At 55.3% G+C, this 24,109-nt stretch carries 19 protein-coding genes; 8 read left to right on the top strand and 11 right to left on the bottom strand.

The window, feature by feature from the left end; translation table 11 throughout:
- Positions 1–331 precede the first annotated feature (331 nt).
- Genes HALA3H3_RS10605 through HALA3H3_RS10590 form a run of 4 tightly spaced genes read left to right on the top strand, consistent with a single transcriptional unit; the run spans position 332 to position 3,815 of the window.
- On the top strand, positions 332–1,492 hold the full coding sequence (locus tag HALA3H3_RS10605; RefSeq protein WP_009286019.1) for an FAD-dependent monooxygenase: 1,161 nt from the start codon (positions 332–334) through the stop codon (positions 1,490–1,492).
- The gene (locus HALA3H3_RS10600; RefSeq protein WP_022521536.1) at positions 1,489–2,307 is read left to right on the top strand and encodes an alpha/beta fold hydrolase; all 819 of its coding nucleotides are present in this window, start codon (positions 1,489–1,491) and stop codon (positions 2,305–2,307) included. The genes HALA3H3_RS10605 and HALA3H3_RS10600 overlap by 4 nt, the downstream gene beginning before the upstream one ends.
- A gap of 42 nt (positions 2,308–2,349) precedes the next feature.
- Entirely contained in the window at positions 2,350–3,099 is a 750-nt protein-coding gene (locus HALA3H3_RS10595) for a maleate cis-trans isomerase family protein (protein ID WP_445533562.1), read from the top strand.
- 50 nt (positions 3,100–3,149) lie between these two features.
- Positions 3,150–3,815 (top strand): N-carbamoylsarcosine amidohydrolase, encoded by a 666-nt coding sequence (locus HALA3H3_RS10590; RefSeq protein WP_022521535.1) that lies wholly within the window; start codon positions 3,150–3,152, stop codon positions 3,813–3,815.
- Between the two features lie 44 nt (positions 3,816–3,859).
- Here HALA3H3_RS10590 and HALA3H3_RS10585 read toward each other — a convergent pair whose 3' ends face one another.
- Positions 3,860–4,339, bottom strand: a complete 480-nt coding sequence (locus HALA3H3_RS10585) for a MarR family winged helix-turn-helix transcriptional regulator (RefSeq protein WP_022521534.1) — start codon at positions 4,337–4,339, stop codon at positions 3,860–3,862.
- 209 nt (positions 4,340–4,548) lie between these two features.
- On the opposite strand from HALA3H3_RS10585, the gene HALA3H3_RS10580 reads away from it, so the two are divergent.
- The 4 genes from HALA3H3_RS10580 to htc1 all read left to right on the top strand — a co-directional run bounded on the left by HALA3H3_RS10580 (position 4,549) and on the right by htc1 (position 10,615).
- The gene (locus HALA3H3_RS10580) at positions 4,549–6,819 is read left to right on the top strand and encodes a xanthine dehydrogenase family protein molybdopterin-binding subunit (RefSeq protein WP_022521533.1); all 2,271 of its coding nucleotides are present in this window, start codon (positions 4,549–4,551) and stop codon (positions 6,817–6,819) included.
- On the top strand, positions 6,819–7,787 hold the full coding sequence (locus tag HALA3H3_RS10575; RefSeq protein ID WP_022521532.1) for an XdhC family protein: 969 nt from the start codon (positions 6,819–6,821) through the stop codon (positions 7,785–7,787). The genes HALA3H3_RS10580 and HALA3H3_RS10575 overlap by 1 nt, the downstream gene beginning before the upstream one ends.
- Entirely contained in the window at positions 7,777–8,442 is a 666-nt protein-coding gene (locus HALA3H3_RS10570; protein ID WP_022521531.1) for a nucleotidyltransferase family protein, read from the top strand. Before HALA3H3_RS10575 ends, HALA3H3_RS10570 begins: the two co-directional genes overlap by 11 nt.
- A gap of 181 nt (positions 8,443–8,623) precedes the next feature.
- Complete coding sequence (gene htc1, locus HALA3H3_RS10565; RefSeq protein WP_053856950.1) at positions 8,624–10,615, top strand: methyl-accepting chemotaxis protein Htc1; 1,992 nt, start codon at positions 8,624–8,626, stop codon at positions 10,613–10,615.
- Between the two features lie 73 nt (positions 10,616–10,688).
- Here the strand turns inward: htc1 and HALA3H3_RS10560 are convergent, their stop codons facing one another.
- From HALA3H3_RS10560 to HALA3H3_RS10515, 10 genes are all read right to left on the bottom strand, one after another.
- The gene (locus HALA3H3_RS10560) at positions 10,689–10,952 is read right to left on the bottom strand and encodes a PAAR domain-containing protein (protein WP_022521529.1); all 264 of its coding nucleotides are present in this window, start codon (positions 10,950–10,952) and stop codon (positions 10,689–10,691) included.
- Positions 10,949–11,860, bottom strand: a complete 912-nt coding sequence (locus HALA3H3_RS10555; protein ID WP_022521528.1) for a hypothetical protein — start codon at positions 11,858–11,860, stop codon at positions 10,949–10,951. The genes HALA3H3_RS10560 and HALA3H3_RS10555 overlap by 4 nt, the downstream gene beginning before the upstream one ends.
- 43 nt (positions 11,861–11,903) lie before the next feature.
- Positions 11,904–12,167, bottom strand: coding sequence for a PAAR domain-containing protein (locus HALA3H3_RS10550; protein ID WP_022521527.1), 264 nt, complete (start codon positions 12,165–12,167; stop codon positions 11,904–11,906).
- Positions 12,164–13,075, bottom strand: a complete 912-nt coding sequence (locus tag HALA3H3_RS10545; RefSeq protein WP_022521526.1) for a hypothetical protein — start codon at positions 13,073–13,075, stop codon at positions 12,164–12,166. The genes HALA3H3_RS10550 and HALA3H3_RS10545 overlap by 4 nt, the downstream gene beginning before the upstream one ends.
- A 15-nt stretch (positions 13,076–13,090) precedes the next feature.
- The gene (locus tag HALA3H3_RS10540) at positions 13,091–15,025 is read right to left on the bottom strand and encodes a hypothetical protein (RefSeq protein ID WP_022521525.1); all 1,935 of its coding nucleotides are present in this window, start codon (positions 15,023–15,025) and stop codon (positions 13,091–13,093) included.
- Positions 15,022–16,380: a DUF4123 domain-containing protein gene (locus HALA3H3_RS10535; RefSeq protein ID WP_022521524.1), complete on the bottom strand. Its 1,359-nt coding sequence runs from the start codon at positions 16,378–16,380 to the stop codon at positions 15,022–15,024. The genes HALA3H3_RS10540 and HALA3H3_RS10535 overlap by 4 nt, the downstream gene beginning before the upstream one ends.
- Positions 16,381–16,383: 3 nt before the next feature.
- A complete protein-coding gene (locus tag HALA3H3_RS10530) occupies positions 16,384–18,348 on the bottom strand; it encodes a type VI secretion system Vgr family protein (RefSeq protein ID WP_022521523.1) in 1,965 nt (654 codons plus the stop codon).
- 365 nt (positions 18,349–18,713) lie between these two features.
- The gene (gene katG, locus HALA3H3_RS10525; protein WP_022521522.1) at positions 18,714–20,867 is read right to left on the bottom strand and encodes a catalase/peroxidase HPI; all 2,154 of its coding nucleotides are present in this window, start codon (positions 20,865–20,867) and stop codon (positions 18,714–18,716) included.
- A gap of 267 nt (positions 20,868–21,134) precedes the next feature.
- Positions 21,135–22,133: an aldo/keto reductase gene (locus tag HALA3H3_RS10520; protein WP_022521521.1), complete on the bottom strand. Its 999-nt coding sequence runs from the start codon at positions 22,131–22,133 to the stop codon at positions 21,135–21,137.
- Between the two features lie 28 nt (positions 22,134–22,161).
- Positions 22,162–23,928, bottom strand: a complete 1,767-nt coding sequence (locus tag HALA3H3_RS10515) for an ABC transporter transmembrane domain-containing protein (protein ID WP_022521520.1) — start codon at positions 23,926–23,928, stop codon at positions 22,162–22,164.
- Positions 23,929–24,109 lie beyond the last annotated feature (181 nt).

Genomic DNA, 24,109 nt, shown 5'->3' with positions numbered 1-24,109 from the left:
ACCTTTCACATACGGCCAATCGACTTGCACCAGCTGAGTGCAGAGCTAATACCCATCGAGCATTAAAGGTGCGTACGCTATAAAAATAAGCCTAATAAACGTATAGCACTCAATGTACACGTTGTTCAAGTTTTTGCATAAAACCAAAAAAACAGAAATAAATCCATTAAATTCATGTATTTATTTAAAAATATCGCCTTGTTTTCGTTAAAAAATAATTTCGAAACTAATTCTTGACCAAAAAATAAATGGTGTATACGTTGTTTTATAGCATTCACGAACGCATTCAGAAAAGAGTGATAGGCGAATAAAACAGCGAGGAAACCAGGATATGAACAATAAACCCACCATAGCCGTTATTGGCGCGGGCCTTGGCGGCGCCGCTGCAGGCGCACTACTGCAGAAAGCGGGTTACCCCACCAAGGTGTACGAACAGGCACCAGCGTTTGCGCGCCTTGGGGCAGGCATTCACCTTGGCCCCAACGTGATGAAAGTAATGCGCCGGATCGGCATTGAGGAGAAGCTCAATGCCATGGGCTCACACCCCGATTACTGGTTTAGCCGCAACGGTATGACCGGCGAGTATCAGTCTCGCATCCCGCTAGGCGAGTTTGCTCGCGAAAACTATGGGGCGGCCTACATCACCGTACACCGTGGTGATCTGCACGAATTGATGGTCAGCACGCTCGACCAGGACAACCTCTATTTCGATAAGCGCCTGGTCGATGTCGACGACAGCGGCAACAAGGTCGTCATGACCTTCGCTGACGGTTCGACGGAAGAGGCCGACCTGGTAATCGGCGCAGACGGTGTCAATTCTCGGCTGCGCGAGAAGCTACTGGGCCCAGAGGCTCCGATCTATAGCGGCTGGGTCGCTCACCGGGCAATTATCTCTGCCGAAAAACTCAAGGCATATGACCTGGATTTCGAAGCCTGCGTGAAGTGGTGGTCGGAAGACCGGCACATGATGGTGTACTTCGTGACCGGCGACGAGAAGGAGTATTACTACGTGACCGGCGTGCCTGAACCCGATTGGAACCACGGCACTTCCTTCGTCGACAGCTCACGGGAAGAGATGCGCAAAGCATTCGAGGGTTACCACCCCACCGTACAAGCGCTGATTGACTGCACTGAAACCGTCACCAAATGGCCCTTGCTGGAGCGCAACCCGCTGCCACTGTGGCATGAAAATCGACTGGTGCTGCTGGGCGATGCCTGCCACCCGATGAAGCCTCATATGGCCCAGGGCGCTGCCATGGCCATCGAGGATGCCGCCATGCTGGTACGCTGCCTGGAGGAAGTGGGCGCCGAGCACTACCAGCAGGCATTCGAACTTTACCGCACCAACCGTTTTGAACGCGCCTCGCGGGTTCAGCAGGTTTCCCACGACAATACCTGGTTACGGGAAGACGAAGACCCGGCCTGGGTATTCGCCTATGACCCCTTTGAAGTACCGCTGAAGCAACCAACCAGTCAAGGGAGCCCAGCATGAACAGCACCTATCTCTATGGCGCCAACGTGCACGCCAATGGTATTCGTCAGCACTACCTGCGCTTTGCCGACAGCGCCGAGACTTCGCGCCAACCGCTGGTACTGATACCGGGCATTACCAGCCCAGCCATCACCTGGCGTTTTGTGGCCGAGCGGCTCGGCCAGCATTTCGACACTTATGTGCTGGATGTTCGTGGACGCGGCTTGTCGTCTACCGGACCCGAGCTCGATTATGACACCGACACTTGCGCCGACGATGTGATCGCCTTTATTGATGCGCTGGGTCTGAGCAATGTCATTCTGGCGGGCCACTCCATGGGTGCGCGCTTTGCGCTACGCGCCATGAGTCGCGGCGCCACGGGAATCGACAAACTGGTACTTATCGACCCACCGGTTTCAGGGCCAGGACGCCGTGAGTACCCCAGCAAGCTGCCCTGGTACGTGGATTCGATTCGCGACTGCACACGTGGTGCCGATATCGAGACCATGCGCCACTACTGCCCCACCTGGAGCGACGAGCAACTGCGGTTACGCGCCGAGTGGTTACATACTTGCTTTGAGCCCGCCATTGTTCAGGCGTTTGAAGAGTTCCACAGCGTCGATATCCACCAGGATTTCCCCGCTATCAAAGTGCCCACGCTGCTGATGTGTGCAGGCAAAGGCGGTGTTATCCAGGATGAAGATCGCGCCGAAATACGCGCCCTTCTACCGACGGTTCGTATTTCTACCGCGGAACAAGCGGGTCACATGATTCCCTGGGATGACTTCGACGGTTTTTTTGCCGCGTTTGAAGACTTCCTGGGCAGCGAGCTCTAAGAGAGGCCAAATACCATGACCAGCAACTATATAAAGAACGAGATCAAAAGCTACCGTATCGGCCAGATCGTCCCCAGCTCCAATATCACCATGGAGACCGAAATACCCGCCATGCTTACGGCGCGGCAGTTAATCCGCCCGGAACGCTTTACCTTTCACTCCAGCCGCATGCGCATGAAGAACGTCAGCAAGGACGAACTGGCTGCCATGGATGCAGAGTCGGATCGCTGCGCCCTGGAGCTTTCTGATGCAGCGGTGGATGTGATGGGGTATGCCTGCCTGGTTGCCATTATGGCGATGGGGCCCGGCTACCACCGAGAGTCGCAAAAGCGTTTGCGCAGCCGCACCGAAGAGAACGGTTGCGACACGCCGGTGGTCACCAGCGCCGGTGCTCTGGTTGATGCCCTGGGTGTGATGAAAGCCAAGCGCGTGGTGGTAGTGGCCCCCTACATGAAGCCGCTGACCGAAATGGTGGTCGACTACATACGTCAGGAAGGCATTGACGTGCTCGACTACCGAGCGCTTGAGATCCCCAATAACCTGGATGTCGCTCGCCACGATCCCGCTAATCTTCCCGAGATCGTCGCCAGTCTCGATTTAAGTAACGTGGACGCTATCGTCTTGTCAGCCTGTGTGCAAATGCCATCACTACCGGCCGTCGCCAAGGTCGAAGCCCTGACCGGCAAGCCGGTGGTTACCGCAGCTATCGCGACCACCTATGCCATGCTCAAGGCACTCGACCTTGAGCCCATCGTACCGGGCGCGGGCGCCCTCTTGTCAGGGGCTTACTAACAAGATCAGGTACTTATTGACGATATAGAGTGCTGATTAAGGAGACGACCATGTCGCCACACACGACTGATAACAGCGATGGCGTTAGCGATAACACTGCCACGGACAACTACCGAGGCGTGTGGGATGGGCGCATCGGTTTTGGCAAAACGCCTGCGCTGCTGGTGGTTGATTTTATGCAAGGCTACACCACGTCGGGTTCGCCGCTATTTGCCCAGGGCGTGGTGGATGCGGTGGCCAATATGCCGCCGCTACTCAATACCGCACGGCGCACTGGCACGCCTGTTATCCACACCAACATCCTGTATCACGCCCCGGATCAAATCGATGGTGGCATTTGGGTCAAGAAGGCGCCGGTCATGCGGGCGATGGTGGCGGGCAACCCTTACGCCGAGTTCTGCCCCGAGGTGGCCCCCCGTGAAGATGAGCTGGTAATGACCAAGCAGTATGCCAGCGCGTTCTTTGGAACTTCGCTTGCCTCCACACTGGTCGCCATGGGTATCGATACACTCATCATTACCGGCTGTTCCACCAGTGGCTGCATTCGCGCCACCGCCGTTGATGGAGTACAGCACGGCTTTCGGGTGATGGTCGTGCGTGACTGCGTGGGTGACCGTCACCCCGCGCCCCATGAAGCTAACCTGTTTGATATCGATAGCAAATATGGCGATGTGATTGGACTGGATGAAACACTGGGATACTTAATGAAGCGTTAGGAGTATCCGAAAACGCAGGTGAAGCGGACGTCTCTGTTGAGTCATCAGTCCGCGTTCATTTTTTCCAGCAGATGCATTAAGGCAACCCGCTCTGCCGGGTTGAGATTTTTCATGGTCTGATCGCTAATTTGCTTGGCACTGGGCACCATAGCCTCGACTAATGTCTCCCCGGCCTCAGTGATCACGACCATGACTTTGCGTTGATCATTAGGGTCGGTGGTTAGCGAGATCCACCCCCGCGCTTTAAGACGTTTAATGACGCCACGGATAGTGGCGGGATCAATCGCCGTGGCGTTGACGATATCGGTTAACGAGCTGGGGCCGCGCTCCATCACCGTGCACAGCGTTACAAATTGAATGGCCGTGAGCTGTTTATCGCTGCTGTAGCGCTGAAAAATAGCCGTATGCCGCTGGTAGGCTTTACGCAGTAGATGCCCTACTTGCTCAGAAAAATCATACCCTTGCTCTGAAGGCGTAGAGTGCTCGCCGGAAGACGAGTGTTTGAACGCACTATCCGTTGTCATTCCATATCCTTAATCTATTGGCGACGTCGTGTATCGAGTATGGCACTGGTTAACAAAATGATGCATCAACGTATGAAATACTCCTTGCGCTGGATCAATTCATCATGCTTTTATGGCGTACACGCTATAATTTTACCTTAGTTATCGCTCTTTCATCACCTAAAATTCATCCGCACTGATCATCGTAAACGCGAGCGTGGGAGGCAGACATGGCTGATAAATCAGACTATACAAGAGAGTCACTGCTGTATGGGTCTGATGTTCTGGTGATCTATCGCGACCCGGTTACACCCCCCAAGCCCGCGCCCGGACAGCCAGGTACACACTCAAACTTCACCCCACATGAGCCTGAGATATTCATTGCCGTACTGAGCGATAGTCATATCGTGGCTTTCAACGGCCACGTAGACCTGGGCACGGGCATACGCACGGCGCTCGCTCAAATTGTCGCAGAAGAGCTTAGCGTCGCGTTCGACAGCGTCACTATGGTGCTGGGCAACTCCGTTGAAGCCCCCAACCAAGGCCCCACCATTGCCAGTGCATCGATTCAGATTACTGCCGAGCCTTTACGCCGAGCTGCGGCTCAGGCGCGGGAGTATCTATTAACCCTGGCAGCAAAGCACTTTGACACTGAGCGCTCACTACTTAGCTGCCAGAACGGCGCTATTACGCCAAGTGATAATAACCGCTCATCCGTTAGCTTTGGGGAGTTACTGCTAGGCACCCGTCATGCATTAAAGCTTGCCGATGAGGTGCCGCTTAAGCCGGTCAGCCATTATACCCTGGTCGGCCAATCGACCTCCCGCGTGGATATACCCGCCAAGGCCACCGGGCAATTGACCTTTATCCACGACCTACGCCTGCCCAACATGCTGCATGGGCGAGTGATTCGCCCGCCTTATGTAGGCCATGATAGCGGCGACTTTATTGGCAACAGTTTAATCGCGGTAGATGAAAGCTCTGTGGCGCATTTGCCAGGTGTGGTAAGCGTCGTGGTGGTCGGTGACTTTGTTGGCGTGGTGGCCGAGCGTGAAGAGCAGGCTGCTGCCGCAGCCAAACAGCTAAAGATCCAGTGGCGCCCAATCGAAGGCTTGCCTCAGTTGGACAACATAGAGCAAGCACTGCTCGACCTGCCCAGCAAGCAGCGCATACTCCTCGAAGAGGGTGATCTCGATAACGCTCTGGCTGCCGCACAGCATCCGCTCAATCGTCACTATGTGTGGCCATTCCAGCTGCATGGCTCCATCGGCCCTTCGTGCTCTGTCGCCGATGCCAACGAAGATGGCCTTTACGTATGGTCGGGCACCCAAAATCCACACAGCCTGCGCGCCGACCTCGCCCGCCTTACCGGTTTGGATGAAGGCGTTATCACCATTACCCGCATGGAAACCTCAGGCTGCTATGGCCGCAACTGCGCCGACGACGTTGGCGCGGATGCAGTGCTGCTCTCTCAGGCGGTGGGTCGACCTGTTCGTGTGCAACTAACCCGTGAGCAGGAGCACACCTGGGAGCCTAAAGGGGCTGCTCAGTATATGGCCATCCAGGGCGGCTTGAACGCAGATGGCAGCCCAGCAGGCTATCGCTTTAATACGCGCTACCCCTCTAACAGTGCGCCCACCCTGGCACTACTGCTGACCGGCGCTGCCTCACCGATTGATATCCCCTTTGAAATGGGGGATCGAACATCAGTGCCGCCCTACCGCTACCCTCATCGCCAAATAGTGTGCGACGACGTCCCGACCCTGGTGCGCGCCTCCTGGCTGCGTGGTGTCTCGGCGCTGCCCAGCACCTTCGCCCACGAAAGCTATATTGATGAGCTCGCCTATTTGGCGGGTGAAGATCCTGTCGCCTATCGGTTGCGCTACTTAGCCGATAACCGCGCCTGCGAGCTTGTCGAAGCGCTAGCCGAACGTGCGAACTGGAAGCCCTGCACCGCTAACGCCAATCCGAGTAGCGATGGCGAGTGGCGCTACGGCCGAGGCTTCGCTTACGCCCAGTACGTACATAGTAAATTCCCCGGCTTTGGTGCCGCGCTAGCCGCCTGGGTGATTGAGCTTAAAGTCAATGTGAAGAGTGGACGGGTTATCGTCGAGAACCTATATGTAGGTCAGGATGCGGGCCTGATGGTGAACCCCGCCGGCGTTCGCCATCAGGTGCATGGTAATGTGATCCAGATGCTCAGCCGCACTTTAAAGGAGCGGGTAACCTTTGAGGATGGTTTACCAACCAGCAGAGAGTGGGGCGGCTACCCTATTCTGCGTTTCTCGGAGTTGCCTCCCATCGACGTCATGCTGCTTGATCGCCCTGAACTGCCCCCACTCGGTGTTGGGGAGTCCGCCTCACTGCCCGGCGCTCCCGCGATTGCCAACGCGCTTTTTGATGCCACGGGGGTACGCTTTACCCATCCCCCTTTTACCCCTGACACCATTCGCGATGCACTGAAAGCCGCCCTTCGACTCCCCATGGAGGCGGCGATTTAATGCACCATCTTGATCTACAGGTTATCGAACGTGCGTTGAAATGGGCCAACCAGGGGCTGACCGTTTGGCTATGCACAGTTCTGAAAACTTTTGGCTCGGCCCCCCGGGAGCCGGGTGCCATGCTGGTCGCATGTTCGACAGGCGACTATCTGGGGTCACTGTCAGGTGGCTGTGTCGAAGAAGACTTTATCGTAAGGCTTCAAAAGGGTGAGTTTAACGAACCGGTTCAACGGGTGCGCTATGGCGGTGACGCTGGTTCAGCGAATATTCGTTTACCCTGCGGTGGTCGCCTTGAAGTGTTGGTTGAACGGCTAGCGCCCAACACCGAAAACCTCACTCACCTAGAAGTGATGCATGCCACGCTACTGGGTCGCCAACCGCTAACCCGCTGCATCACACTGGATGGCAGCGGCAAGCGCTTTAACCCATCGAATAACACCGAGCCCACCGTTACTTTCGATACAGATAGCGTCAATATTCGCATAGGCCCTGCGCTACGGCTGATTATCGCGGGGATCTCTTCAGTCTCTGCGCCCTGTGCGCTGTTTGCCCAAACGCTTGGTTTTGAAGTGATTGTCTGCGACCCCAGAGACGCGCCTAGGCAAAATTTTGCTGTCGCCGGAGTGGAGGTGCAGGCGGTACTGCCCTCAGTGTTTATTGCCTCTGGCGGTTGCCATGCCAATACCGCCGTTGTGGCCTTGACCCATGACCCGCGTATCGATGATTTAGCGATGATCGAAGCCGTCCGAACGGAAGCCTTTTACATTGGCGTTATGGGCTCTCAGCAGACATCACAGCAGCGTGCCGAACGACTGCTACGTTCTGGCGGCCTGACGGAAAGCCAAGTAGCAAGAATTGCCATGCCCATTGGGCTTAATCTGGGTAGCAAAACACCGGCTGAAATTGCGCTAGCCGTGATGGCCGATATTGCTCGCCTCTCTCGCGGAAAAGAACGCCATGCCTTGTAGCGATATCATAGTCATCGTGATGGCGGCAGGGCAATCAAGCCGCTTTGGCAGCGATAAAAGAGTCGCCAAGTTAGGCAATGGGGAAACGCTGCTTAGCTCCACTTTACGAACTATTCAGAAAACTTTTTCTAATAGCCGTGTTGTTATCAAACCCGAAGATAACGCCCAGTCACTCGGCCTTATACCAACGAATCACATTATTATTAGTCAGCGCAGTCATTTAGGCCTTGGTTACAGTATTAGCGATGCTTTTAGACAACTCTGCAGCGATGAAAGCGTACATCATTTTCGTGCTGCCGCAGTATGGTTGGCCGACCTCCCCTGGGTAAGCGAAGAAACATGCAATGTATTAACAAAAACGGCCACTCCAGACAGTATTGTACAGCCGCTACACCAAGGAAATCCGGGGCATCCTGTTGTGTTTGGAAGAAAATTCTGGAGCGAACTGGCACTTTTAGAAAACGACAGGGGTGCAAGTCCTGTCATCAAAAAGCATAGCAAACGTGTTATTTATGTCTCTCTCAACGACCCAGGCGTGTGCACTGACGTCGACTACCCCGATGATTTAACAAAATCACTAAAAAATACAAGAAGCGCGCAAGCGCCATACAAAAATACAACAAAAATTACATTAAAAGCCAAAACAGACTTTTAGCTTAACATTACTATGTAAGCCAAAAAGATATTAAAAAACTCAAATATTTAAGCAAGTGCAGGATCGGCCGTTAATGATTAGCGGTAGCAAGAATAACACCCAGGGAACCATTAAACAGTCAAAGCATGGCACTCATCAACATCCTCGTGCTTTGCTTCTGGCCAACATATCGAGGCAACAAATGAAAAAAATTTCTCGTCTTTCACTGACGCAGAAACTGCTGGTCGCTGTCGCTATACCTCTCTTAGTGGTAGCCGTCATTTTAGGCTTTGTCGTCAATCAACAGCTTAACCAGGCTATTCCAGCGTTAATCGATAATGCCGGTAAGCGGCAGGTAGAAGCACGGGCAGATGAAATCAGCCGCTGGATTACCGGGTACCGTAATTGGATCTCCGTACTTGCTCAGGATGAGCGTTTGGTGGAAGACGTGCCGCTTGCGTCTCACCGCGCTTGGCTCGAAAAGCGCTACCCACCAGGGGGCACCATCGAGTCACTGTTCTTTGCTGACGCATCCGGAGCAACCCTAACTCACGCAGGCGTCAACTTGGAGATAGCCGAACGTCCTTATTTCAAAGCCTTAGTGACTGACGGCACCCAGGATAGTTTGCTAAGCGATCCGGTTATCTCCATGGTGAGTGGCCTGCCAACGGCTATTGTCGCTGATACTGTATTCGATGAGCGTGGCAATCGAGCGGGACTGCTGGGCATGACCGTTTCCATGGCCGCCGTATCTGATATTACCTCCGATATTAATGTTGGCGATGGCAGCTACGGCTGGCTAATCGACAGCCAGGGGCAAGTCATTGCTCATCCGGTTGAAGAGTATCGCATGTCGCTCAATTACACCGATGCCGACCAGCAGGGCTACCAAGGCCTGGATGCATTGAGTCAGCAAATACTCAGCGGCACGGCAGGCTCCGGTGAAATAACCATGCCCAGCGGTGAGCAGACCGTGCTCATGTGGAGCCCAGTGGAAGGCACTTCCTGGGTGGTCGGGGTCACCGTGCCCATCACTGCCTTTACCACCGTGACTAATAGCCTGCTGCAGTCGCTGTTGTTGGCGGGTGGACTGCTATTGGCATTGCTGTTGGTGGTGGTTGCCTATGCGGCGCGGCGCTCACTTGCCCCCATCAAGCATACCGCCAGTGCCATGGCTGATATTGCCAAAGGAAAAGGTGATTTAACGCGCCGTTTAGAAGCCAAAACCCAGGATGAAATTGGCGACCTCGCCCACGGCTTTAATGCCTTTGTCGAGCGTATGCAGTCTACCCTTCAGGAAGTGCGCCAAAACGCTCGCACGGTATTATCCGATGCCAGCGATATGGCGGATGGTACTCATGAGCTTTCATCGCGTACCGAACAAGCGGCGGCTAACCTCCAGGAAACGTCTGCCTCAATGGAGCAAATTCACTCCACGGTAGCGCATACTTCCCAGGCCTCCGAACAGGCGAATAGCCTCGCGCTAGAAGCCGCCAATGCCTCAGAACGTGGCACCGATTCGATGAATCAAATGGAAGCCAAGATGGCCGCGATTAGTGATTCGGCCAATAAAATAAGCGACATTATTGGCTTGATTGACTCGATTGCATTTCAAACCAATATATTGGCACTGAACGCATCGGTGGAGGCTGCCCGCGCTGGCGAGCAGGGCCGTGGTTTTGCTGTTGTAGCGAGCGAAGTCCGCACACTCGCCAGTCGCTCGGCATCTGCGGCACATGATATTCGTGCACTGATTGATATGTCCGTGAGTCATTCAAAAGAAGGCGGTGATATTGTCAAGGCGGCGGCTGATCGCATGAAGGAGATTCGGCACAGCGTTACTCAAGTGTCGGATGTGATCGCCGAGATTGCTGCCGGCGCCCGGGAACAAACCACTGGCATCCAACAGGTCAATACCGCAGTGGCAGAGATGGATATGATGACCCAGCAGAATGCTGCCATGGTCAGCCAGAGCGCCACGCTTGCCACCAATATGCGCGACAATGCGCAGCGGCTGGATCAACTGATGAGCGAGTTTGTGCTTAGTGAAGGTGGCGCTGAGAACTCTGCGCTACCCTATACGGCAGCACATAAAGCGCGTTCAACAGTAGGTACTGCATTACCTCAAACGCCTAGCCGCCAGCCTCAGGCAGTCAAGCCAAAGCACGAAGTGGCGGAGTGGGAAGAGTTCTAATTTCTCATTATGGATGAGGCTAGAAGGCACCCGTTTAGGTGCCTTCTAGCGCTACATTCCCCAAGGCCAAACGCTACGGCTCCACTTTGGCGCTGCTCAAAGCAGTAATAATCTCACCACCGTGATCGGTTTTGCAGCCCAGGTACGCTGTAGGCCTACCATCATGGTTAGAGTGGCTTGAGCCTTCGATAATCGTGGCGCCGCAGCCGGTTTTATCACCCACCCGCGCCACGGGCTGGCCCTCTACTTTAGAAGGTGAACCGGTGACAATTTCCGTGGTACCGTGGCCGGGAATGGGGCAGCGGTGAAGGTCGCCTTTGCGGGCAACGGGTTTCATCGGCAGATTTCCCACTGACCATCGCGGCGGATGAAGTAAAGTCTTACTTTGCTTGAAACATCGTCTTCTTGGACATGCATAAATCGAATAGGAACATTAACCCCTTTTGTGGTTAACCAAGCTACCCGATTATCCGCCGCAAGATTTAGTGTCATCGGCTCTTCTGGAAAGTCTCTTAACTGAAAGAGCCCTGGATTATCGAAGAACATCGTAAAGCTTGCTCGCTGGCGCACGTAGGCTTCGGATTCTCCTGAAGCTAAAGCAAGCTCTTCAATCATGGTTTTCGAGGCATCCATTAGCGCATCGTTATCTTGTGCTTCAAATAGAGCATATAGCCGACGATATTCCCGGGCCAGGCTATCACGGGTAGCGTTACTGTCGCTTAATACGTCGCCTTCCTCCCAGCACCAAGTGGGCATTGACTGACGGTTGTTAAAATTGACTTCTAGCGTGTCGTATTCTTCATAGCGGTTAAAGCGAATATCATTCTGCAGCGGTTGCAAAGGCGCTCCAGGGTCTATAAAGACAACTTCAGGATCAGCATTATCTTCTCCAGGCATCATAACTACTTCAAAGGCAGTGCTGGCTTCGGTATTAGGATTTTTACCGGGCTGCCAGTAAAGCAATGAAACCTTCAACTCACTATCGGGTTCATATTCAAGCGGCCACGAATTTAAATTAATTTTATTCTTACCATTTTTAATATACTGAGAAATTGGCAATCGTGTATCTAAATGGCTCGGTGTCCCTGAAAAATTCAACATGATGTTGTGAATGCGTAACGAGCTAGGAACTCCATTCACAGACCAGCGTACGCCAAAGTGATATTCTGTTTCCTGTGCCATTAAGGGCGCACTGATTAGCGTCAGCGCCACAATCCAGAAGTAAGAAGTTACCCATTTTTTCATGCTGTTTTATACCTTCAGCAACTCGATAAACTAACGCGATGCACTAAGGCTCCACCTTGGCACTGCTCGAAGCGGTAATAATCTCGCCACCATGATCAGTTTTACAGCCCAAGTATGCCGTGGGCCTACCATCGTGGTTGGAGTGGCTGGAGCCTTCGATAATGGTGGCGCCGCAGCCGGTCTTGTCGCCCACCCGCGCCACGGGCTGGCCCTCTACGTTAGAGGGCGAACCGGTGACAATTTCCGTGGTGCCGTGGCCGGGAATGGGGCAACGGTGGAGATCGCCTTTGCGGGCAACAGGCTTCATCGGCAGATTTCCCACTGACCGTCGCGGCGGATGAAATAAGGTCTTACTCTGCTTGAAACATCATTCTCTTGAATATGATTAAACCTTATAGGAACTTGCACCCCTTCTGTTGTTAGCCAAGCTACGCGATTATCTGCTGCCAAGTTTAACGTCATAGGCTCTTCGGGGAAGTCGTTCAACTGATAGACATCCGGGTTATCAAAGAACATGTCGTAGCTGAACCGATGGCGCACATACTCTTCCGGTGTTCCCGATGCTAACGCCAGCTCTTTTGTTCTCGTGGCGGCAGCGTTCAATAAGGCTTCGTTATCCCCCGCCGCAAACAGTGCATGGAGGCGACGGTACTCGCGAGCCAAGCTATTGCGAGTGGCCTCGTTATCGCGCAGCACATCACCCTCTTCCCAGCACCAGGTAGGCATCGGTTGGCGGTTATTGAAAGGCACAGTTAATTTGAAATAGTCTTGATCCCAGCTAATACCACTTTCTCGCGGCTGAACGGGGGCAGCCGAGTTGATTGACACAACTTCAGGCTTGGCGTCTTCTACACTAGGCATCATCACTACTTCAAATGCAGTTTTAGCATCGATATTAGGATTCTCGCCAGGCTCCCAATACTCGATGGAGAGGCGGAGTTCATGCTGCTCTTCAAATGGTTCAGCAGAAGGAACGGGCCAAGCGTAAAACTGCAGAGCATTGCGTCCATTACGAACATACTGAGTAATGGGCAACATTCTGTTTTGCTCACTCGGCACTCCTTGAAAATCGAGCATAATGTCCTGTATGTCAACTGATGATGCCAAGCCATTCACGCTCCAGCGAACGCCATACTGATACTCGATTTCTTGCGCCATTGCCTGTGCTCCCATGCTGAGTGATAGCGATAAAATAAGTGCAATCAGTGACTTCATCTAAGTAAGCCTCCGTTATGTGAATGGATGAAAGGCACCCTGCCAGCTATCCGCCAATCGGTAGGCATGGGCTTCGCCATCTGCTACCCAGCCTTGACCATCGGCGGTTTCGATCACCTGAGCACTGCTATGCTGGGTGTGATGGTTTGGAGTTGGTCGACCACCAGCAACTGGCTCATTTCCTCCTGATTCCACATCCGCCTTTTTATAGCCCTGCACGCGCAGCACCGCGCCGGTATGCGAAAGCCGATAGCCCCACTGGCCATCCTCAATGGTGAGCGAAATACTGCCGCTAGTGGCTAACGTTACCTCGTAGTTAAAGACGGTTTCTTCCGTCACCACGGAGTCGAAGTAACCGATGATTCCTCCGCCTACCACCGCGCGTAAGGTGATACTGATTTCCCCTTCAGGGGAGTCAAACGCCTGCTCTTGAAAGTCATAGGTAACACGAAGCGTATGATTGCCCAGCCCATCTTCCGTGGGCGAAGGCCCCACCCCCAGGGCAACCTCCATATACAGCTTGGCTTTAAGCCCAGCCTGCACCATATAGGTGTCAATGCCCTCTTCGAGATTTTCCAGAAAGAGGACTAGCGCTCGCCCATGGGGAGTTTTTCTAGCAGCCATTTTCAAGGCTAAATAAATATCGAGCCTGATCCCGAACTCATAAATGAGAGAAATACCGGGGGTTATTTTATGGGTTAACCCAGGGCCACCCTCTTCCTCCACCTGTTCAGTAGTGGCACCCACCGTTATCGCCGGCCCATGGGTAAAGAAGCTCAGCAGCTGGTCGTCATCACTTTCCGTAGCGCTAAGATTTTTGGCAATACGCTGAGACGCATCGGTCAAGGTGTCGATAAACCGCTCGACCGCGCTTTTTTGTTGCTGTTGATTGTTGGCTCTGCGTAGCGAGGGCCCTGTATCGTAGGTGGTGGTCGTGCTCGCTTCGTTCCCCACCGTAATGGTCGGTGTTGCTGCACCGCAGACGATGTTCAGCGCGGCCTCGACTCCCCACCCTTGGCGCTGTGTTTCCTGTCTTACCCGCGACCCCATGCCCATTTCCTGGGCCAGTGAGCGCCCATCACTTTTTTCAACATGGTGCCTTTCGAGGTTGGGCGGTACGACGGTCACGCTGCCATCTATCTTGAACTGCGGTAACGTGACAGTGGTGAAGCAAAAATCGTTGGTACCGTCATAAGTAATGCGGAAAGATTGTTCATTAACCATATGGGAGCGCCGCATAAGCACTTGCAATAGCATCACGGCCACTTTGAAAGCCATCTTGGCTTCATGAGACATCCCCATTACTGGATTAGGAATAGGAATGGGCGGCACTGGCCGTGTCATCACCGTAAAATCGAGGGTCGTGGTCGCTCCTGGGGGAAGCTCAGTGCCGTTAAGTTCGTCGGTCCAATATAGCGTGTGCTGCCCGTGCGAGCAGTCACCGGCTATCGTAATCGCTACATTTCCTTCATCTTTAAGCTGTGTGCCCTCAAAAAAGTCTTCAAGGGTTCCTTCCCCCGTGACGAACTTATCAGCGACAAAATAAATTTTGCACTCGGTATCAACTAACTCGTTTTCACCTTGCAGAGTCACACGCTGATTACTCTTGGCGTGGGTGTGACATACCACCTCCACTTTCTCAATGCAGGGGGTTTGTGATGCACACACAGTACAAACGGCACCGAACTCGGGATCTTGGGCTTGGGGTCTCCCTTCAAGTACGGGTAGAGGCATAGAGGGAATCGGGCTTTCAGTGAGTGCTTGCCCATCATTTGCCAAGAAGTCGTTGTAGTGGTTTTGGGCAGTTATCGCCTCCAGTGTTTCACGCTGAACCTCGTCTGCCTGCATAGCATTCTGGATCGACCTTAGCGTTGTCGCAGGACTGGAGAAGTGCTCCGGTTGGTTCTGCGCTAAATACGCAATGTCTTCAATACTGGGTTGATAGCTCATGGACGTTCCTCGTCAGCGATGGGCCGATAGTTGTCTTCATGCTGACCGGCTTGTTGATAGGGAGCCAATAGCGCATGCCGTATACGCCCTCGGGGTAGCCACTCTTCCAGTAACTGGCACTTCCGCCAGCCAGCGAGTTTAGCGTTGTCGAGGATCCGCTGAGCATCAGGGTGGCGGTGGGCAAAATCAGCGCCCACCTCCAGCACACAGATGACCAGCGTTTGGATCTGTTTTTTAGAGGCAAGCCCATACCGCTGCCCTAGCTGTGTGGCGTCGATAACAGCACGCATCCGCTCGCCTTCTGATACCTGGGGGTAACGTTCTTTGAGTGACCTAGCGAGGGCTTGGCTCGCCCTTGACTGCGCAAGCTCCCCAAAGCGCTGATACTCCGTCCCCCCTATCGCAAACTGCCGCCCCTGGCCGTTGGCGACGCGGGCATCGTCACTGAGTTCGATGCGCACTAGGCGCCCTTTCACCTCACTCGCATCGGTGTCGAGCTCAATCTCAGGGGTTAGTGCCAGTTCAGTGGGGAATACCATTAAGGGCGAGGCAGGCACTATCACCGTTTCGAGTGGCGCCATAAAAGCGGCCAGCTTCCAGGGTTCCAGGGCTTGGCTCATATCCAGCGCCACCCGGGGGTCGTAGAAACGGAAGTAGACCGGGGCTTGGTCGTTGGCAGGCGTCCAGAGCATGGTGAACTTGCGCAGGTGACTGCGTAGTTGCTTGAGGGTGGCGTTGGATTGCAGCAATATCCCCCAGTGTTGATCCTGGGGAAGGCCTTCCAGCCAGGTGCGAATCTCGCTATCGGCGTCAATACGCACAAGCCACGGGGCGTTGGCCTGGGTGGCGGTGTCCGTGGAGGCGTAGAGACAGGTATGCTGGTCATCGGCTTGGCTAAGGCGCTGCATTGCTTCGCGGCAGTTAACACCGTCAATCACGGCCCATAACGGTGGCTGATGGGGGGCAAACAGCGCTTGCCAGGTGGTCTCTTGGTAATTCACCGGTGGGAGAATCACGGCCGGTGGGGGCTCAGGCACTTTCTCCGGTAACAGGGGCAGCATCTCGCCATAAGCCACCGGGTGTTGCGACGAGGTGGTGTGGGCCAGTTCCACCAGCCCGTGGGCGATACCTTCTCGGCGGCAGCGCTGAAGCAGGGTTTCAATAGCATCAAGGCGGATCAGTCCTAGCCCATCAGCGTGGCACTGCTGCTGTAACAGCGCTCTTACCTGGGCTTCGTCTTCGGCCAGTACCGCGGCCACCGTGACGGCTTCGTCGGCCTCCTCTTCCCAGCGGCGGGCACTGGGGGAATAGGCCATCACATGGCAGCGGGCCAGCCAGTAGTCGGCCATGGCCATGGGTTATTCCTCTCCGAGCGGGCAGTGGGAGACAAACGGGCTGCCTTCCCCTGCAGCGGCTTCCAGCACGGCGGGTATGCTGGGCAGTGCCGCCGCGCTGGGCGATGCAGAGCCAACATTGAGTACCGGGGTGACATCCACACTGCCACCGCCGACCACCAGCGCGGCACCACCGGCAACCAGGGTGATCTTGCTGGCATCAAGTATCAGCTCGCCATCGGCTTTGAAAGTAATATCGCCATTGGCGTGGGTCTGGTAACTGCCGCCTACCGTTAGCCCGCGATCACCGTCCACCTGCTCGGTGTGGTTAGTGTGCACGGTGATATCGCGATTGCCGTCGATGGTTTCGACGCGATCCTTGGCGACGGCCAGGTGGGAGTTATTGCCAATGGTGGCGGTGTCGTCGAATTCGACCCGCTTCTGGCGGGAGTTTAGGACATGCAGCTCCAGGTTTTTCTGGGCATGCATATAGATAAACTCTTCCCCGGCCTTGTCTTCAAAGCACAGCTCGTTGAAGCCTTCGCCTTGGTGGGTCTGGGTTTTAATCGTGGTGCGGGTTTTGTGCTCCGGGAGGAGATACGGTGGCGTATTCACGGCATGGTAGGTACGCCCGGTAATCAGCGGTTGATCAGGGTCGCCTTCAAGGAACGAAATCGTGACCTCATGCCCGATCCTCGGAATGGCGATGCTGCCGTAGCCGGCCCCTGCCCAGCCTTGGGATACCCGCACCCAACAACTGGCTTTTTCATTTGGCTCCGCGTAGCGATCCCAGGGGAACTGTACTTTGACCCGGCCGAATTCATCACAGTGGATCTCCTCCCCTGGTGGCCCGACCACAAACGCCACCTGGGGGCCATCCACCCGCGGCTTGGGATTCGGCGTTGCCCGCCAAGCGGTACTACCTGGCCCCAGCACCAGTGTGTTGTGGTAGCGGGTCATCCCGCCCTTATCGCTGCTGGAAATGCTGTCTTCTTCCAGCGCCTGGGGCTGTTCGCCGAAGTGAGTGACCTCGATCAGTTGCCAGTCGCGATTGAGGGCGTCGGCGTCGTGGTCGGTGAGGGTAAAGCGCGCGCCTGGGGCAAGCTCGGGTAGGTCACTCTCGGCGTGCGCCGTTATCGCCTCTCGGCGCAGGTATTCTAAGCGCGTGCGGGTAAACGGTTTGCCAGAGGCATCCTGCTTATAGCGCCCCGGGTAGTCGTAGTGTTCATAGTCGGTGCGCTGGCCGTGTTGCTCAACGTCGCGGCCCTGGTGCTCATGCAGCTGTGCATACGCCGGGTTCTTGAAGGTGTAGTCCTTTAGCGTGGCCGAAGAACTGGCCACTCGCGCGGTCTGGCGCAGTTTGCGCACATGGCGGGTGGGCGGTGTTCCCCCCGCGCGGCTGTGGTAGGTGCGCTCGCCCAAGCTGCTGAGCATTTTAGGATCATTGCTAAAGACCAGCCGGTGGGATCCTGCTTCAAAGGTATGGTAGTAGAACAGCCCCTCTTCAGCCGCGAGGCGTTCGATAAAGGCGAGGTCGGTCTCGCGATACTGAACACAATATTCACGTTCGACGGGCTCGCGCGTAACATCAAACGTTATGTCGCTAATGCCGCGTTCCTGGCAGAGGGTGGTGATAATCGTGATGGGCGTGACTTTTTGGAAAATACGCGAGTTGTGCCGTAGCGAAAGCCGCCACAGCGCAGGGCGCAGTACCAGGGAGTAGAAGGTGCGGCGGTGGCCGCGATCGCCCTGGGAAAATTCGCTAACTATGCCATGGATGTGACGCAGCGCTTCTCCGCTATGCCACACGGTAAGCGTGGCGTTGCGATCCAGCAGCTCGGCGGCATTGAGTTGGCCATTGCGACTGGCAAAATTGAGCGTTAGCTCAAAGGGGGCGGAAAGGGCCTCGCGGTGGGTAAAGTCCACGACGGCGACATCGTCTACGCCGGGTAGTGTGAGCGTAAAGGACAGACCGTTGCCGTTTGCCATCGCCTCCCTCCTTGGATCGTCGATTACGAATGAGAGGTGCTAGCGTAGCGAGATACCGTGAGGGCGCAACAGCTGGCAGTTACGAAGCGGAGATGATCTGAGCACTGCTCGGTGTTTTAGAGCCTACCAAAGCAAAAACAAAATATAAAAATCAGCCACTTAAAAAATAAAGACTTATTGTCAGCACTATCTTTGTAAGAAATCTCTTACAAAATTTTCCGAAATAGCTTACAAAAATACCTCCAATATATTTTTATATTTTCAAAAATATCAGCAGGATAACGACCTCATTTAGTACTACGCCATCGTAAAAAAACCCGCATCCTAGGACGCGGGCTATACATGGGTACTACAGCGCTTAGTGCTTAGGCGACGTCAAAGCGATCCGCGTTCATCACTTTCGTCCAGGCGGCGACGAAGTCTTTGACAAACTTCTCGTCGTTATCATCCTGGGCGTAGACTTCCGCGTAAGAGCGCAGCAGCGAGTTAGATCCGAACACCAGGTCAACACGGGAAGCGGTCCACTTAACAGCGTCGGTTTGACGATCGCGGATCTCATAGGCATTTTTGCCCACCGGCTTCCAAGTGTTGCCCATGTCGGTCAGGTTGACGAAGAAGTCGTTGGTCAGTTGGCCTTCACGGTCGGTGAACACGCCATGCTTGGTGCCACCATAGTTGGTGCCGAGTACACGCATACCGCCCAGTAGCACGACCATTTCCGGCCCTGTCAGCCCCATCAGTTGAGCGCGATCCAGCAACAGCTCTTCCGGCTTCACTACATAGTCTTTCTTCTGCCAGTTACGGAAACCGTCAGCCAGCGGCTCTAGCGGCTCGAACGATTCGCCATCGGTCATTTCAGCAGAAGCATCGCCACGCCCTTTCAGGAAAGGTACGCGAACGTCGTAGCCTGCGGCTTTGGCGGCTTTCTCAATGGCGAAACTACCGGCCAGAACGATCACGTCGGCAAGGCTTGCGCCGGTGTCGGCAGAAATCTTCTCGTAAACTGCTAATACGCTGGCGAGACGCGCAGGCTCATTGCCCTCCCAATCCTTCTGAGGCGCCAAACGAATGCGGGCACCGTTGGCACCGCCGCGCATGTCAGAGCCGCGGTAAGTGCGGGCACTGTCCCAGGCGGTGCTGACCATGTCACTGATGCTCAGGCCGGCCTCGGCGATTTTCTGCTTAACCACTTCTTCGCTGTAGTCAGTGCTACCAGCCGGAATAGGATCCTGCCAGATCAAGTCTTCAGCGGGCACTTCCGGGCCGATGTAGCGCGATTTCGGGCCTAGGTCACGGTGGGTCAGTTTGAACCATGCTTTAGCGAACGTTTGCTTGAAGTACTCCGGATCCGCCATGAATTTTTCACAAATGGCGCGGTAGGTCGGATCCATTTTCATGGCCATATCCGCATCGGTCATGATCGGATTGTGACGGATAGAGGGGTCGCTGGCATCAACCGGCTTGTCCTCTTCCTTAATGTTCACCGGTTCCCACTGGTGAGCGCCTGCTGGGCTCTTGCGTAGCTCCCACTCGTGTCCAAACAACAGGTCGAAATAGCCCATGTCGAACTTGGTGGGGTGAGTGGTCCAGGCGCCTTCAATGCCAGACGTTACAGCATTACTCGCTTTGCCACCCATGGTGGGGTTGCCCCAGCCCAACCCCTGATTTTCAACGTCCGACGCTTCGGGCTCAGCACTCAGTGCTGCCGCGTCGCCGTTACCGTGGCACTTACCCACGGTGTGGCCACCGGCAGTCAGGGCTGCGGTCTCTTCGTCGTTCATCGCCATACGAGCGAAGGTTTCGCGTATCTGCTGGCCGGTCTTCAGCGGGTCGGGCACACCATTAACACCTTCAGGGTTAACGTAAATAAGACCCATCTGAACCGCAGCTAGCGGATTTTCCATGGTTTCCGGCTTTTCAACGTCCGCGTAGCGCTCATCGGAAGGTGCCAGCCACTCTTTCTCATCGCCCCAGTAGATGTCTTTCTCCGGGTGCCAGATGTCTTCACGACCAAACGAGAAGCCGTAAGCAGGCAGTCCCATTGATTCGTAGGCAACAGTACCGGCTAGAATCATCAGGTCGGCCCAACTGATCTTGTTGCCATACTTTTTCTTGATCGGCCACAGCAGACGGCGCGCTTTATCAAGACTAACGTTATCCGGCCAGGAGTTGAGTGGTGCAAAACGCTGACTACCGGTACCGCCGCCACCGCGGCCGTCGGCCAGACGATAAGTACCCGCAGAGTGCCACGCCATGCGGATCATTAGACCACCGTAGTGGCCCCAATCGGCAGGCCACCAGGATTGGCTATCTGTCATCAGCGTGTGAACATCTTGCTTGAGCGCGTCAAAATCGAGCTTTCTGACCTCTTCCCGATAGTCAAAATCAGCATCCATCGGGTTCGTTTTGCGGTCATGCTGGTGCAAGATATCCAGGTTAATCCCTTCCGGCCACCAGTCTTTGTTAGACGTGCCTGTGGAGGTATTACCACCATGCATTACAGGACATTTACCACTCATAGCTCTCTCCCTCTAACTTCAGTGTGTCTTAACGGCTTTTGTCTTGGTTGCGTTCGTCTTGGGTATGTTGAAAAGAGCGGCTACCAAGTCGACTGACGGTGAGCCCCCTAACGCTTACGATAGTGCTATCGCTCTGCCTGCTGTGCAGGGGAAGGGCGCTTCACTCACTTGGTACTGTTTTAAAGCAGATCCCTCATAGGCACAATTTGCTTTTTGTGACCGATCTAATAGCTTTTATACATCGGCAGTCTGCTGGCGCTACAGTGGTTAAAATTCTTCGGTGTCGATATCTGCCTGCTGGGCCTCGTTGTAGCGGGCGCCTGCCACTTGGTCTGGCATCATCATGGCATTCAACTGAGACAAGCTGGTGACATCCAGGTGCAGCGTTTCCGCGGCTAAATTTTCGCGCATGTGGTCAGCGGAGCGAGTGCCGGGAATGGGGATAATATCGCCGCCTTTGGCTTTCAGCCACGCCAGTGCCAGCTGCCCCGGCGTGACGCTTAAGGCCTGCGCCAGCGCCGCGAAATGTTCAAACAGCTGCAAATTGTGCGGGTAGTTTTCGGCGCTGAAGCGCGGCATATTACGGCGCATATCGCCCTCTTCGAGACGCGAGGGATCTTGAATGGCACCGGTTAGGAAGCCTCGTCCCAGAGGGCTAAACGCCACCAGGGCTGCTCCCACCTCGCGGCACGCATCGATCAGGGCGATTTCCGGGTTGCGCGTCCACAGCGAGTATTCCGACTGCACCGCGGCAATGGGATATTCGGTGACCGCGCCCCGCAACGTTAGCGCAGAGACTTCAGATAACCCCACGCCACCAATCTTGCCTTCTTCCACCAGGCGCCCCAGCGCACCCACGCTCTCTTCAATGGGGACTTGGCGATCCAAGCGGTGCAGGTAGTAGAGATCTAAATGGTCGGTACGCAGGCGCGCAAGGCTCGCTTCGCACTGTTTTCGCAGGGTTTCCGGGCGGCCATCAATGACCCGCTTGCCTGACTCAGGGTCCATCGCCATGCCGCATTTGCTGGCCAGAAAGAGTTGGTGCCGCTTGCCATCCAGGGCGCGCCCGACCACTTTCTCATTGGCCGTGGCGCCATACAGCGTGGCGGTATCGAAGTGGCGATAGCCCATATCAAAGGCCTCATCCAACGCCCGTAGGGCTGCGCTTTCCGGCACAATGCTGCCGTAACCGTGGGAGAGGTTCATACAGCCCAGACCAATCGAAGGGGCATTTACGGCATTAAGGCGCTGAAAGAAGCTCGACATCGGTATTCCCATCATTAAAAGAATCGTTTTATAACGTTTCACCGCCAAACTGCAACGCGGCTAAATGACGATAGAGCGCGCTGGTGGTGAGCAATTCCGCGTGGGTGCCCGCCGCCACTAGCTTGCCGCCATCAAGCACCAGCAAGCGGTCGGCAGCAATAACCGTCGCCAGCCGGTGGGCGATCACGATACTGGTGCGCCCCACCATTAACCGATCCAGTGCTTGCTGTACCAGCCGCTCGCTCTCCGCATCCAAGGCGCTGGTGGCTTCATCCAACAGCAGTACCGCAGGATTTTTGAGCAGCGCCCGAGCAATAGCGAGCCGCTGACGCTGTCCACCGGAGAGCTGCACCCCACCGGGCCCCAGGGGCGTATCAAAGCCTTGGGGCAGCGCGTCGATAAAGTCGAGGGCACTGGCGTCCTGAGCGGCAGTGCGCAATCTCTCGATATCCGCTTCGGCGTCTCCGTAACGCAGATTCTCGGCCACCGAGCCGCTAAACAGCACTGGCTCCTGGGCTACCAACCCCATGGCATTGCGTAAGGCGGCAAGATCTAGCGTACGGACATCCCTATCATCCAAGGTAATGCGCCCCTGACTGGGGTCATAAAAGCGTAGCAGCAGCGCCAGCAGCGTGCTTTTACCTGCCCCGGAAGGCCCCACCACCGCTACTCGTTCTCCCGGCTTGATATGCAGGTCAAACCCGTTCAGCGCTGGGGTTTCCCGACCAGGGTAGGTAAAGGTGACGTTCTCCAGAGTAATCTCACCACGCAAAGGGTTGGGTAGGGCCTGGGGATTCACCGGCGACTGAATAGCGGGTTGGGTATCGATTAGCTCCAATAAACGCTCCGCCGCGCCTGCGGCCCGCTGCACATCCCCGGCTACCTCGGCCAGGGTGGCAATGGCCCCTGCTGCCAGCACGGCGTAAAAGATAAACGCCGATAGCTCGCCCGCACTCATGGTTCCGTTTAGCACCGCCTGACCGCCCTGCCAGAGCATTAAGCCAACCGCGGTAAACACCACTAGCATAGCGACACCGGTTAACCAGGCGCGCTGCTGGGTGCGCTCTACGGCGCTGCCAAAGGCCTGTTCAACCCGCTGGCCATAGTGGCTTTTATCCACCGCCTCGTGGGTAAATGCCTGGAGCGTTTTAATACCGCTCAGCGCCTCCTCAGCATAGCGACCTAGTTCGGCCACGCGATCCTGACTGGTGCGCGAAAGCCGCCGCACCCGGCGGCCGTACCACACGATGGGCAGCAGAGTGGCTGGGATGCCAATCAGCACCATTGCCGAGAGCCACGGTTGAGTGACCAGCATTAGCACCACGGCGCCCACCAGCATGACCAGATTACGCAGCGCCAGCGATACCGAGGAGCCAAACAGGCTCTGCAGTACGCTGGTGTCCGCCGTCAGCCGTGAGGCAATTTCCCCCGCGGCGCGGCCGTCGCTTGCGCTCTCGAAAAAGCTGGGTTCTAAAGTGAGTAAATGATCAAACACTCGCTGGCGAAGGTCGGCAGCCAAGCGCTCGCCAATCCAGGTCACTTGGTAGTAGCGCAGTGCGGAGGCAAACGCCAGCACAGCCACTACCACCAGCATAAAGGCCAGTGTTTGCGCTAGCGCCTGCGCATCCGCGTCCAGAAAACCGCGGTCGATGATTAAGCGCAGCCCATTCCCCAGCAGTAGCACGCTTCCCGATGCCATGAGTAGCGCTAGGCCAGCCAGAGCCAACCGCATGCGGTAGGGGCGCAGTAAACCCAACAAACGCAGCAGCACTCGGGGATTGGGGCGTTGATTCATAGTAGCGATTGCTCAATACATAAGGGGGTATTCGACCATAGCAGGAGTAGCAGTGCCCTGCACAGAATCGAGTAGCAGGGGAGTTACCTCCCCCGTCCTCGCACACCACCGTACGTACCGTTAGGTAGACGATGGTTCATGAAGAACGTGTAAGCCCTCTTACCATATCGAGTACCAAGAT

Origin of the sequence: Halomonas sp. A3H3 (assembly GCF_000982975.1) — a bacterium.
GTDB classification, from domain to species: Bacteria; Pseudomonadota; Gammaproteobacteria; order Pseudomonadales; family Halomonadaceae; genus Vreelandella; species Vreelandella titanicae.
Note: the sequence above shows the minus strand (reverse complement) of the source record. Positions and strands in the feature narration are given on the sequence as shown.